10 protein-coding genes are annotated in these 12442 nt (G+C 61.7%); 3 read left to right on the forward strand and 7 right to left on the reverse strand.

Annotated elements, in window-relative coordinates:
• Positions 1-56: 56 nt before the first annotated feature.
• The 6 genes from AEQ63_RS01810 to AEQ63_RS01840 form a co-directional block, all read right to left on the reverse strand.
• Positions 57-2018, reverse strand: a complete 1962-nt coding sequence (locus tag AEQ63_RS01810) for an acetyl-CoA carboxylase biotin carboxylase subunit (protein WP_064361559.1) — start codon at positions 2016-2018, stop codon at positions 57-59.
• A 329-nt stretch (positions 2019-2347) separates the two neighbouring features.
• Positions 2348-3145, reverse strand: coding sequence for an enoyl-CoA hydratase/isomerase family protein (locus AEQ63_RS01820; protein WP_064361561.1), 798 nt, complete (start codon positions 3143-3145; stop codon positions 2348-2350).
• The gene (atuD, locus tag AEQ63_RS01825) at positions 3142-4299 is read right to left on the reverse strand and encodes a citronellyl-CoA dehydrogenase (protein ID WP_064361562.1); all 1158 of its coding nucleotides are present in this window, start codon (positions 4297-4299) and stop codon (positions 3142-3144) included. The genes AEQ63_RS01820 and atuD overlap by 4 nt, the downstream gene beginning before the upstream one ends.
• A 30-nt stretch (positions 4300-4329) precedes the next feature.
• Positions 4330-5946: a geranyl-CoA carboxylase subunit beta gene (gene atuC / locus AEQ63_RS01830; RefSeq protein WP_064361563.1), complete on the reverse strand. Its 1617-nt coding sequence runs from the start codon at positions 5944-5946 to the stop codon at positions 4330-4332.
• Between the two features lie 3 nt (positions 5947-5949).
• Positions 5950-6834, reverse strand: a complete 885-nt coding sequence (locus AEQ63_RS01835; protein WP_064361564.1) for an SDR family oxidoreductase — start codon at positions 6832-6834, stop codon at positions 5950-5952.
• A gap of 12 nt (positions 6835-6846) precedes the next feature.
• The gene (locus AEQ63_RS01840; protein ID WP_064361565.1) at positions 6847-8631 is read right to left on the reverse strand and encodes an acyclic terpene utilization AtuA family protein; all 1785 of its coding nucleotides are present in this window, start codon (positions 8629-8631) and stop codon (positions 6847-6849) included.
• Between the two features lie 184 nt (positions 8632-8815).
• Here AEQ63_RS01840 and AEQ63_RS01845 point away from each other — a divergent pair, with 184 nt between their 5' ends.
• From AEQ63_RS01845 to AEQ63_RS01855, 3 genes are all read left to right on the forward strand, one after another.
• Positions 8816-9439: a TetR/AcrR family transcriptional regulator gene (locus AEQ63_RS01845; protein WP_042607845.1), complete on the forward strand. Its 624-nt coding sequence runs from the start codon at positions 8816-8818 to the stop codon at positions 9437-9439.
• A 94-nt stretch (positions 9440-9533) separates the two neighbouring features.
• Positions 9534-10331, forward strand: coding sequence for a substrate-binding periplasmic protein (locus AEQ63_RS01850; RefSeq protein WP_064361566.1), 798 nt, complete (start codon positions 9534-9536; stop codon positions 10329-10331).
• An 85-nt stretch (positions 10332-10416) separates the two neighbouring features.
• Positions 10417-11430, forward strand: a complete 1014-nt coding sequence (locus tag AEQ63_RS01855) for a GNAT family N-acetyltransferase (protein WP_064361567.1) — start codon at positions 10417-10419, stop codon at positions 11428-11430.
• 135 nt (positions 11431-11565) lie between these two features.
• Here the strand turns inward: AEQ63_RS01855 and AEQ63_RS01860 are convergent, their stop codons facing one another.
• Entirely contained in the window at positions 11566-12120 is a 555-nt protein-coding gene (locus AEQ63_RS01860) for an RNA polymerase factor sigma-70 (protein ID WP_042607842.1), read from the reverse strand.
• Positions 12121-12442: the final 322 nt, after the last annotated feature.

A 12442-nucleotide genomic window follows, 5' to 3' on the forward strand; every position in this document is an offset into this window, starting at 1 on the left:
TTTCCGCGTTCTGATTTATCAGAGCGTAGTCAAACCCCGCGCTTGTGTCCGGGCGACTACTCGACCTGCAACAGAACCTGACGATTTTTTACCTGATCGCCGACCTTCACTTGCACCCGTTTGAGCACGCCATCGATGCCGGCTTTCAGCGGATGCTCCATTTTCATTGCCTCCAGCACCACCAGCAATTGACCCTTGCTGACCGTACTGCCTTCGCTGACCAGCACGTCGACAATGGCACCATCCATCGGTGCTTTCAGGGTGCCTGAGGCGACGCTGGTCTGACTGCTGATCTGCGCATGAGTTCGATCCTCCAGGCGCAGGCTGCCCGGATGGGTGAACAGCCAGAGCTGCCCGTCGTGCAGACGATAGGCGTGGCGCTGGCGCAGACCGTCGACCTCCATGGTGACCGATTGCGCGGTGTGCTCGATGACTTTCAATTCCAGCGTGCGTTCGCCGACCTGCACGACACATTCGCCGGATTTGCGCGCCAGCACCGACAGTGCCCAGTCCTGCTCGTCACTGCCGAGTCGATAGTGCAGAGGCACGCTGGCGTTGTTGCGCCAGCCGTTCAAAGGGGCGCGATGGGGCAGGGCGCTGGCCTGATAAAACAACACCACGGCGATCGCCAGTTGCTCCGTCGTTGGCACATGGGCGTTGAGACTGGCGTGGCTGGAAAAGTGCTGCTGGATGAAAGCGGTGCTGAAGTCGCCACTGATGAACTGCGGATGTTGCAGCAGGCCTTCGAGCAAACGTTGATTGCTCTGCACCCCGAGCAGCACGGTGTCCTGCACCGCACGCAACAGCTTGCGCCGCGCCTCTTCCCGAGTGGCGCCGTGGGCGATCAGTTTGCCCAGCATCGGATCGTAGAACGGGCTGACCGACTGACCTTCAAGCAGACCGTGATCGATGCGCGCGCCGTGGCCCAGCGCTGGCTGCCATGCGGCAATTTGGCCGGTTTGCGGGAGAAAGTCCGCGGCGGGATCTTCAGCGTAGAGGCGCACTTCCATGGCGTGACCGTGGAGATGGATCTGTTCCTGCGTCAGCGGTAACGGCTGGCCTTCGGCGACCAGCAACTGCCATGCGACCAGATCAAGTCCGGTGATCATTTCCGTCACCGGGTGTTCGACCTGCAGGCGCGTGTTCATCTCCAGAAAATAGAACTGCCCGCGCGCGTCGAGCAGAAACTCCACGGTGCCAGCGCCGACGTAATCCACCGCGCGCCCGGCCTTGAGCGCCGCCTCGCCCATGGCCTGGCGCAGCTCGGCGGTCATCACCGGGCAGGGTGCTTCTTCGATGACTTTCTGATGGCGGCGCTGGATCGAGCAATCGCGTTCGCCGAGGTAGACCAGATGGCCGTGCTGATCGCCGAACAGCTGCACTTCCACATGGCGGGGTTCGATCAGTGCCTGCTCAAGGATCAACTCGTCACTGCCGAAACCGTTCAGTGCTTCGGAACGAGCCGTGCGCAGTTGCGCCGCCAGTTCGCTGGCCTCGTGCACCAGGCGCATGCCGCGTCCACCGCCACCGGCGCTGGCCTTGATCATCATCGGATAACCGATGCGCTCGGCCTCGGCCAGCAGGGTCGCGTCGTCCTGCGCGGCGCCCTGGTAGCCTGCAATGCATGGAACACCGGCATCAAGCATGGCGATCTTCGACAGGCGTTTGCTGCCCATCAGTTCGATCGCGTCGGCGCTGGGGCCGATGAAGATCAGCCCGGCTTCGGCGCAGGCGCGGGCGAAATCGGCGTTTTCCGAAAGGAAGCCGTAGCCGGGATGAATCGCATCGGCGCCGCTGCGTCGGGCGGCTTCGATGATCGCCGGAATGTTGAGGTAGGACTGCTGCACCGGCGCCGGGCCGATGTGCACCGCCTGATCGGCCATTTGCACATGCAGCGCATCGGCGTCGGCATCGCTGAACACCGCGACGGTGCGATAGCCCAGCGCCTGGGCCGTGCGCTGGATGCGGCAGGCGATTTCACCGCGGTTGGCGATCAGGATTTTGTGGAGGGTGGGCATGGTGAATTTCCTGAAATGATGGCGGTGAATGTGATGGCCTCATCGCGAGCAGGCTCGCTCCCACATTTGCAATGCATTTCGACCCGGGATTTGTGGATGGCGGGCATGGTGGGGTTTCCTGAGGTTTTTTGCGGTGGGTTGGATGGCCTCATCGCGAGCAGGCTCGCTCCCACATTTGCAATGCATTTCGACCCGGGATTTGTGGATGGCGGGCATGGTGGGTTTCCAGAGGTTTTTGCGGTGGGTTGGATGGACTCTTCGCGAGCAGGCTCGCTCCCACGTTTGCAATGCAATTTCGACCTGTGGGAGCGAGCCTGCTCGCGAAGCTTTTAGTTGACCCACCGCGGTTTGCGCTTTTGCACAAAAGCCAGAGTCCCCTCGATCCCTTCGTCTCCAGTTACCGCCGCGCTGAACCACTGCGCCGCGTCGTCCAGCAATTCATTCGACGGTTGCCCGGCACTCGCCATCAGCAATTTCTTGGTCATCGCATTCGCTTGCGGGGCGCAGCGCAGCACCTGTTGCAACACTTCATCCAGCCGTTCGGCCAGTGCTTGCGCATCCTGTTCAACGAAATGCACCAGCCCCAATCGCTGCGCCTCGGCGCCGTCGAAACGCGCCGCCGTCAGCGCGAGTCGGCGGGTTTCGGTCAGGCCGATCCGTTGCACCACAAACGGCGCGATTTGCGCCGGGATCAGGCCGAGGCTGGTTTCCGGCAACCCGAACTGCGCCTGGTGATCGGCCAGGGCGATGTCGCTGACACAGGCCAGACCGAATCCACCGCCGAGCACCGCGCCTTGCAGCACGCAAATCAGCACTGGCGGCGTGTGCTGGGCTTCCTCCAGCAACGCGCCGAACGCTCGGTTCAATTCGCGGTAAGCCTCCGTGCCCTGCGCCCGTGCGTTGGCCATGTCCTTGATGTCGCCACCGGCGCAGAAATGCCCGCCGGCACCGCTGAGCACCAACGCCCGCACCGTACGGTCATCGCGTATCGTCGCCAGCACCGCGCGCAGTTCGGCGACCATTTGCAGGCTCATCGCGTTGCGGCTGTCCGGGCGGTTGAGAGTGATGTGCAGCACGCCGCCATGCAGTTCCAGCAACAGTGTCTGGCAATCCGGCAGGTCGCTCATTTCTTTTTCCCGGGCAGGATGCCCATCAGTTTGCAGATGATGCCCAGCATGATTTCGTCGGCGCCGCCGCCAATCGACACCAGGCGCACATCGCGGTAGGCGCGGGCCACCGGGTTGTCCCACATGAAACCCATGCCGCCCCAGTATTGCAGGCAGCTGTCACTGACTTCGCGGCCGAGGCGTCCGGCCTTGAGCTTGGCCATCGACGCCAGTCGCGTGACGTCCTGGCCTTTGATGTATTGCTCGGTGGCCTGATAGACCAGCGCACGCAGGCATTCGATTTCGGTCTGCAATTCGGCGAGGCGGAAGTGGATGACCTGATTGTCGATCAGCGTATTGCCGAAGGTCTTGCGCTCCTTGCAGTACTCGATGGTGCTGTCGATGCAATATTCCAGGCCTTTGATCATGTTCGCCGCGCCGAACAGGCGTTCTTCCTGGAACTGCAGCATCTGCATCATGAACCCCGCGCCTTCATGGCCGATGCGGTTGCGCTGCGGCACGCGCACGTTATCGAAGAACACCTGCGCGGTTTCCGAGCTGCGCATGCCGAGCTTGTCCAGGTGCGAGCTGAGGCTGATTCCCGGGGTGTTCATCGGCACCATGATCAGCGACTTGTTGATGTGCGGCTTGTCGTCCGAGGTGTTGGCCAGCAGGCAGATGAAGTCGGCGCTTGGCGAGTTGGTGATCCACATCTTGCTGCCGTTGATCACGTAGTCGTCGCCGTCCTTGCGCGCCGTGGTCTTCAGCCCGGCGACATCGGAGCCGGCGCCGACTTCGGAAACGCCGATGCAACCCACCTGTTCGCCAGTGATGGCCGGACGGAGGAATTCTTCGCGCAGTTCATCGGAGCCGAAACGCGCCAATGCCGGAGTGCACATGTCGGTCTGCACGCCGATCGACATCGGAATCCCGCCGCAATGAATGGTGCCGAACTCTTCGGCGGCGACAATCGAATAGCTGTAATCGAGGCCCATGCCGCCGAATTTTTCCGGTTTGGAAATGCCCAGCAGGCCCAGTTCGCCGGCCTTGCGGAAAATATCGTGGATGGGAAAGCGCCCGGCCTTTTCCCATTCTTCGACGTGCGGGTTGATCTCGTGCGTGACGAACTGGCGGACGGTGCGGCGCAGGGCTTCGTGTTCCGGGGTGAAGATCATTGTTGTTGTTCTCCGTAGGATCCGTGGCGGTCAGAAGCGGCTGACGCCGAAGCTGTTGGGTTGCAGCGCACGCCTGTCGGCTTCGTGGCAGATATCCAGCAAGTAACCGAGCAGGGTGCGGGTGTCGCGCGGGTCGATCAGGCCGTCGTCCCACAGGTTGGCGCTGCCGTACAGTGCGGTGGACTGGCTGTCGAGTTTCTGCGCGGTCATCTGCTCGAGCATGTCGAGCATTTTCGGATCGGGCTCGATGCCGTCCTTGAGCTGTTTGGCCTCGGTGACGATGCGCAAAACCTTGCCGGCCTGCGCACCGCCCATCACTGCGGTGCGACTGTTGGGCCAGGCGAAGATGAAGCGCGGGTCGAGACCGCGCCCGCACATCGCGTAGTTGCCGGCGCCGTAGGAACCGCCGACGACGATGGTCAGTTTAGGCACCCGCGCGTTGGCCACCGCTTGAATCAGTTTCGAGCCGTGCTTGATCACGCCTTGCTGTTCCGATTCGGTGCCGACCATGAAACCCGTGGTGTTGTGGAAAAACAGCAGCGGCGTCTGGCTCTGGTCGCACAACTGGATGAACTGCGCCGCCTTGCTCGCACCTTGAGGGGTGATCGGGCCGTTGTTGCCGATGAAGCCGCAGGCGCGGCCCTGGATTTTCAATTGGCCGCAGATGGTTTGTTGATCGAACTCGCCCTTGAACTCGAGAAAATCCGATTCATCGGCGATCCGCGCGATGATTTCGCGCACGTCGTAGGGCTTTTTTGCATCGTCCGGGATCAACCCGAGCAGTTCATCAATGGGGTAGAGCGGTTCTTTGAATTGCGCCTCCGGCTGCCATGGCAGCTGTGCATTCCATGGCAGCATGCGCATGATTTCGCGCACCTGACGTATGCCGTCAGCATCGTTCTCGGCCAGATATTCGGCGGTACCGGCGACCTGCGCGTGCATCTCGGCGCCACCCAGCTCCTCATCGCTGGCCACTTCGCCGGTCGCCGCTTTGAGCAATGGCGGGCCGGCGAGGAACAGCTTGGCCTTGCCGCGCACCACCACCACGTAATCCGACAAACCCGGTTGATAGGCGCCGCCTGCGGTGGCCGAGCCGTGCACCACGGTGATCTGCGGCAACCCCATGGCCGACATCCGCGCCTGATTGGCAAAACTGCGCGCGCCTTCGACAAAAATTTCCGCCGCGTAGTTGAGATTGGCGCCGCCGCTTTCGGCGAGGGTGATCATCGGCAGTTTGTTTTCCCGGGCGATCTGTTGCAGGCGCAGGGATTTTTTCAGACCGCTCGGCGAGATCGTGCCGCCTTTGATCGCACTGTTGTTGGCGACCACCATCGCGCGAATGCCGCAGACGTAACCGATGCCGGCAATCAGCCCGCCACCGGCCGAACTGCCATCCTTGTCGTCGTGCAACTTGTAGCCGGCGAGGCTGGCCAGTTCGAGGAACGGCGCGCCAGGGTCGAGCAACAGGTTCAGACGCTCGCGGGGCAACAGTTGCCCGCGTTTGCTGAATTTGTCTTTGGCGTCGGCGGCCTTGTCCAGCAGCTTCTGTACAAGCTGCCGGACCTGCTCGATGGCGGCGAGCATGGCGGCGCGGTTGCGCGCGAACGCTTCGCTGTGCGGGTCGAGTTGCGACTGAATCTGCGCCATGGCTTATTCCTCGTCCTTGGGCACGTCGGGACGCAACACTTCTGGTAAATAGGCGCGGTGAAAGCCGTTGAAGGATTCGCTGTGGCTGGCCTTGTGCAGCGGCCAGGCGCGACTGCCGAGGCTGGCGGCGCCGTCGATTTTCACCGTGGTGCCGCTGATGAACGCCGCCGCCGGGCTGAGCAGAAACACGATCGCCGCACTGACTTCCGACTCGGTGCCGATGCGCTTGAGCGGCACATGCTCGCGCAACGTCGGGATCACTGCTTTGAAGGCGCCTTCGTAAGTGTCCATGCCGCTGGACGCAATCCAGCCCGGTGCCACGGCGTTGACCCGCACCCCGGCATAGCCCCACTCGAACGCGGCAGTCTTGGTGAAGTTGTCCATGCCCGAACGCGCGGCGCCCGAGTGGCCCATGCCGGGCATGCCGCCCCACATGTCGGCGAGCATGTTGACGATGCTGCCGCCGTGTTTGCTCATCGACTGGTTGAACACCTCGCGGGCCATCAGAAAACCGCCGACCAGATTGGTGCGCAACACGGTTTCGAAACCCTTCTGATTGATCGACGCCAGCGGCGACGGGTACTGACCCCCGGCGTTGTTGACCAGACCGTGAATCGGCCCGTGTTCGGCGATCAGCTCTTTGACCAGTTGCCTGACCGCTTCTTCATCGCGGATATCGCAAGCCTTCCAGTGCGCGCGGCCGCCGTCCTCGGTGATTTCGGCGGCGACCTTTTCGAGCTTTTCCGGCTTGCGCCCGACCAGCAGCACATGGGCGCCGAGCGCCGCCAGTTCATGGGCGGTGCAGCGACCGATGCCGCTGCCGCCGCCGGTGACAATCAGGTTCTGGCCGCTGAACAGATCGGCGCGGAATATCGACGCGTAAGCCATGCACACCATCCTCTAGACGAGCTGTTCGGCGATGCTCTGCGGCACCGGAATCTGGATTTCCAATAATTGCTGGGCGAAGGCTTTGCCCTGCGGGTCGATGCGCAAACTGGCGACACCGCCACCGCCGAGGGCGTTTTCCAAGAGAAAGTTGAGACTGTGGGTGCCGGGCAGGTACCAGCGTTCGACGCGGCCAAGCAGCGGATCGAGGACGTGGCGCATCCAGTCGACCACCACCGAAGTTGTCAGCGCTTCGGCGATCCACGGCAGGTAATCGGGATGGCGCGGCATCACGCCGATGTTGCTGTGGTTGCCCTTGTCGCCGGAGCGCGCCACCGCCAGTTTCACCAGCGGCACACTGGCATCGGCGCGGCCCTGGGGTTTGGGCGGATGCTGGGCGACGGGCAAGTCTGCACTGTCCAGAGCGACCAAGGCGGGCAAGGCACACGGATGACGCTCGCCAGCCATGTCTACTTGCAGGGTGCAGGCGCTTTTTTCGATGAGGAACGAGAACAGGCGGATGACTGGGTAAACGCTCGGGCGACCGCCGACGATGCCGGTCAAGCCAGGCGCCATACCGGTCGCAGCCTGGGCGATCTCTTTGGAAAACAGCACCAGCGCACGTTTGTCGGGATGCCGCACGGCGATTTTGATCACCACTTCGCGGCTGTCGCGGCGCTGACCGTGGGGGCCATAGGTGGCTTCGCTGCCGAGCAGTTCGACGTGGGTTTCGCTGTAGGGCGCCCAGCCGCGCAGGCTGAACATCTCGGCGGTCTTGTCGATGATTGCCTGGCTGACCCGCCGCGCCTTGTCCACTGCGTCGATGCCGGCCATCAGGCAACTCGCCGTACAGCGAAAGCCGTCCGGACAAGTGGCGCTGACCTTGTATTTGTCGGTGGGCGGCAGGCCTTTGGCACCGTGCACCTGCACGACGTTTTTGCCTTGCTGCTGGAGTTTGACCTGAGTGAAGTCGCAGACCACGTCGGGTAGCAAGTAAGCCTGCGGATCGCCGATTTCATAGAGCATCTGCTCGCCGACCGTCAGCGGCGTGACCAGCCCGCCGGAGTCTTCCGGTTTGCTGACGAGGAACTGGCCATCGGCGCTGACTTCGACGATCGGAAAACCGATGTGCTCGTAATCCGGTACCTCGCGCCAGTCGGTGAAATTGCCGCCGGTGCACTGCGCGCCGCATTCGATGATGTGCCCGGCCAGCGCGGCCTGGGCGAGTTTGTCGTAGTCATGCCACGACCAGCCGAATTCGTGGACCAGCGCCGCGCTGACCACGGCGCTGTCGACCACCCGACCGGTAATGACGATGTCGGCACCCAGACGCAACGCTTCGACAATCCCCGGCGCGCCGAGGTAGGCGTTGGTCGACACGCACACGCGTGGAAGCGGGGCGCCGCTGAACATTTCGCGGATGTCGGCGGGGTTTTCGAGGTGTCCTTGCAGGTCATCACCGAGCAACACGGCAATCTTCAACTTGACCCCGGCCTGGTCGCACGCCGCTTGCAGGGCAGCGGCGCAGGCCTGCGGATTGACGCCGCCGGCATTGCTGATCACGCGGATCTGCTGTTCGGCCAGTTGCGTCAGCAGCGGCGTCAGCACTTCGATGAAGTCGCCGGCGTAACCGGCCTGCGGGTCTTTGAGACGCGCGCCGGCCATCAGCGACATGGTGATCTCGGCCAGATAATCGAACACCAGATAATCGAGGTCTCCGCCCGTTACCAGTTGGGCGGCAGCGGTGGAGGTATCGCCCCAAAAGGCGCTGGCGCAGCCGATACGCACGGTGGTTGGCATTTTTATCTCCGACTCAGGGACCTGCGACAGAAGTGTCTGGAGGCTACCAAGCAAGCGCTTGGTTTGTAAACAGGGGAAACATTCTTCTGCCCAAGCGCTTGCTTGGTGCCCGCGCGCGGCTTAAATTGCGCGCAACCCTGCGGTTACAGGGGGCAACACACTGATCGACTGTAGGAGAGAACGGGTGGACGAGCAAAAAGCCCTGCGGGTCATGCGCGAACTGGTCGAGTCAGGCCAGTTGACCGACCCGGACAGCGCCCGTGGCAAATTGCTGCAAGTGGCGGCTCACCTGTTTCGCAACAAAGGCTACGAGCGCACCACGGTGCGCGATCTGGCCAGCGCCGTGGGCATTCAGTCGGGCAGCATTTTTCATCACTTCAAAAGCAAGGATGAAATCCTCCGCGCGGTGATGGAGGAAACCATCCGCTACAACACCGCGTTGATGCGCGCAGCCCTGGCCGAGGCAAACGACGTGCGCGAGAAAGTCCTGGCACTGATTCGTTGCGAGTTGCAGTCGATCATGGGCGGCAGCGGCGAAGCGATGGCGGTGCTGGTGTATGAATGGCGCTCATTGTCCGAAGACGGCCAGGCTAAAGTCCTCGCTTTGCGTGACGTTTATGAAGACATCTGGCTGCAGGTTCTGGGCGAGGCCAAGGACGCCGGTTATATTCGCGGCGACGTTTTTATTACCCGACGTTTCCTCACCGGCGCACTGTCCTGGACCACCACCTGGTTCCGTGCCGGCGGCAGTTTGAGCCTCGATCAACTCGCCGATGAAGCGCTGATTCTGGTCCTCGAAGCGCGTTGAACGGTTGTCGGACCGGCCGGGAAACTGGCTAAGTCGGCGAAACCGCCTAGCTTGAATGCATTGATCGCTATTTTTTTTCGGGGAGTGGGGTGTTTTGAAGTCTTCGCCAATTCGGACAGCCGCCGGGCTGATGCTCGCTGCGCTGGCTGCGTTATGGGTATTGCCCGTTCAGTCAGCGCAATTGGTCCGGGTCGGCGCCGCGCATTTCCCGCCCTATACGATTCGCCCGGAAAACGGCGCCGACACCGGCCTGTTGCCGCAATTGATCGAGGCGTTGAACAGTTCGCAGAGCGACTATCAGTTCGTCCTGGTGCCGACGTCGATCCCGCGCCGCTTCGGTGATTTCAAGCAGGGCCGCATCGACATGGCGATCTTCGAAAACCCCGAGTGGGGCTGGAAAGACATTCCCCACGATGACGTCGACATGGGCCTGGAAGACGCCGAGATTTTCGTCGCGCAACGCGAAGACGGCCGCCAGCAGAGCTATTTCTCCAGCCTTTCGGGCAAGCGTCTGGCGTTGTTCAGCGGTTATCACTACGAATTTGCCAACTTCAACGCCGACCCGAAATACCTCGCGAAAAACTACAACGCCACGCTGACCTATTCCCACGACAGCAACCTGCTGATGGTCCTGCGCGGACGCGCCGACATTGCTCTGGTGACCCGTTCCTATCTGTTCGATTACCTGCTGCGCAACGAAAAGGTCCGCGACGCCTTGCTGCCCTCGCAGCGTACCGATCAGATCTATCACCACTACGCGATTCTGCGCACAAGTGCTCCGATCACTGGCGAAGCTTTCGGCAAGCTGCTGCAAGGGCTGCGCGACAACGGGGAATTGCTGAGGATCTTCGATCCGTACCGGATTGCGGTGGTGCCGGTGCCTCAGCACTAAGGTGCGGTTTTCATCCCGCGCTTAAATTTCCCCTTCCGGCTCACGTCACTTCGTTGAACTGTCGACGATTACGTGAGCCCGACCCATGTCCAATCTGAATGACCTGACTGCCCTGGCCTTGCCCTCGGGCAGTCAATTGATCGCTGATGCCACCGAGAGCCGCTTGAGCCTGAGCCTGGACGGTCAGCCGTTGATTCGGCTGCGTCTCGACCGCGAGGGCAAAGGCCCGATCCAGCTCGACGAGCGTTTCGCCCTGCCGCCCGGGCAAGCTTTGTGGGCGGCCTGCTATTGGTTGTTCGCCCGTGACCCGGCGTGTCAGCAGTTGACCTGGCAACTCGACCAACCGCCCACCGAGGCATTGCTCAGCGGTTTACTGATCAATACCGAAGTGGCCGGCGAATATCGCTGCGAGCGCACGCTGTTCTGGCAACTGCCGCAACCGTGGCTCGGCGCTTCACTGACCGGCAGCTATCCGCAGCAAATGGTTATCAGCCAGGGCAAGCGCCATCCGCTGCGCCCGGTGAAGCCGCGGGGTGAAGTCTATCGACGTTTCGATGCGCGGCTCGGCGCGTGGATTTCCCTGCGTACGCTGGAAATCGAAGAAGACCTGTCGCGCTTCAATCGCTGGCAGAACAGTCCGCGCGTGGCGAGCTTCTGGCAGGAGGAGGGCAGCCTTGAGCAGCATCGCGAATACCTGAGCAAGCTCGATGCAGATCCGCACACGCTGACGTTGATCGGCTGTTTTGACGATCAGCCATTCGCCTATTTTGAAGCCTATTGGGCCAAGGAAGACCGCATCGCGCCGTTCTACGATGCCGGCGATTACGACCGTGGGATTCACATGCTGGTCGGCGAGGAAAGCCATCGCGGCCCGCACAAAGTGGCGAGCTGGTTATCGGCGCTGGTGCATTACCTGTTTCTCGATGACCCACGCACCCAGCGCGTGGTCGCCGAGCCGCGTGCCGATAACGCGAAGATGATCGGGCATATGCACAACCAGTGTTTCCACTGCGAAAAGGAATTCGATTTCCCGCACAAGCGCGCGGCGCTGATGATTCTGGGGCGGGAGCGGTTTTTTGATCGGTGCCGGTTGGCCTGATGTGTTCGGCCTCGGAATTTTTTGCGGTCTTGAGCCCGCCATCGCGAGCAGGCTCACTCCTACAATGGTTCTGTGTTCACAGTTCGAATGTAGGAGTGAGCCTGCTCGCGATTGGGGGCGCACCGCCCTGATAGACTAACGACGACCCGCGATCACCCCATCCCGCCGACTGCCCGACACCTTGCGGCAGTGCACCAGCGCATCACGAATCATGAAGTTGACCAGGGTCGGCGATACGCCGAGTTCCTTGGCGATGTCTTTCTGCGGCACGCCGTGCAAGCGATACATCTCGAAGGCGTAGCGGGTGCGGCTGGGCAGCTCGGTCAGCGCATCGGCGATGTGTTCCAGGGTCGAGAAGTTGATGTGCGACGTTTCCGGCGAAGCGCCCTGAATCACCACGTTCAAGCCTTCCTCTTCCGGGCCTGAGTATTTCTGTTCGAGCGCCTGCTTGCGGTAATGATCGATAGCGAGGTTGCGCACGATCTGGAACAGGTAGCTCAGCTGAGCCTTGATCGACGACGTGATCGGCGGCGCCGATTGCAGTCGGAAAAACGCATCCTGAACCACGTCTTCGGCACGAGACCTGCAGCCGGTAATGCGGGCTGCAATCTTGACCAGAATCAGTCGATTGTCGACGAATGCCTGAAGTAGCGGTGAATCGCACCTGCTTGTGGATACTTGTTCCGTCATGGAAATCACCTTGCTGCCAATAGGTTAGTGGGAGGGCCTGGGGGACGGCGCCGTCCTACACATCGAGCGACAAATTATGTTGAATGATAATGATTGTCAAATGAGAAAGAGAAGTACTGCAGTAAGTCGATGTGTTTTGCGAACTGCGACACGCTGCCGCAGCCTGGCCCCGTTGAACGTCGAGCCTGCCGACTAATTATTTCAAGACGTCATCCGTTCTCATTGGTGAATGGTTCCGGGTGTTGATCCCCGGCCACAGCGCATTCCGATGCCTTGCGCGGTCGGCACAGACCGCGCCCTGCACGCCTCTCGACAGGCGTGA

This window comes from Pseudomonas sp. RIT-PI-o (assembly GCF_001297215.1).
GTDB lineage: Bacteria > Pseudomonadota > Gammaproteobacteria > Pseudomonadales > Pseudomonadaceae > Aquipseudomonas > Aquipseudomonas moraviensis_A.

Coding starts and splice junctions, on each gene's coding strand:
- AEQ63_RS01860 (WP_042607842.1), bottom strand. CDS start 12,120: ATGACGGAACAAGTATCCACAAGCAGGTGCGATTCACCGCTACTTCAG.
- AEQ63_RS01810 (WP_064361559.1), bottom strand. CDS start 2,018: ATGCCCACCCTCCACAAAATCCTGATCGCCAACCGCGGTGAAATCGCC.
- atuD (WP_064361562.1), bottom strand. CDS start 4,299: ATGATCTTCACCCCGGAACACGAAGCCCTGCGCCGCACCGTCCGCCAG.
- AEQ63_RS01840 (WP_064361565.1), bottom strand. CDS start 8,631: ATGCCAACCACCGTGCGTATCGGCTGCGCCAGCGCCTTTTGGGGCGAT.
- AEQ63_RS01855 (WP_064361567.1), top strand. CDS start 10,417: ATGTCCAATCTGAATGACCTGACTGCCCTGGCCTTGCCCTCGGGCAGT.
- AEQ63_RS01820 (WP_064361561.1), bottom strand. CDS start 3,145: ATGAGCGACCTGCCGGATTGCCAGACACTGTTGCTGGAACTGCATGGC.
- AEQ63_RS01835 (WP_064361564.1), bottom strand. CDS start 6,834: ATGGCTTACGCGTCGATATTCCGCGCCGATCTGTTCAGCGGCCAGAAC.
- atuC (WP_064361563.1), bottom strand. CDS start 5,946: ATGGCGCAGATTCAGTCGCAACTCGACCCGCACAGCGAAGCGTTCGCG.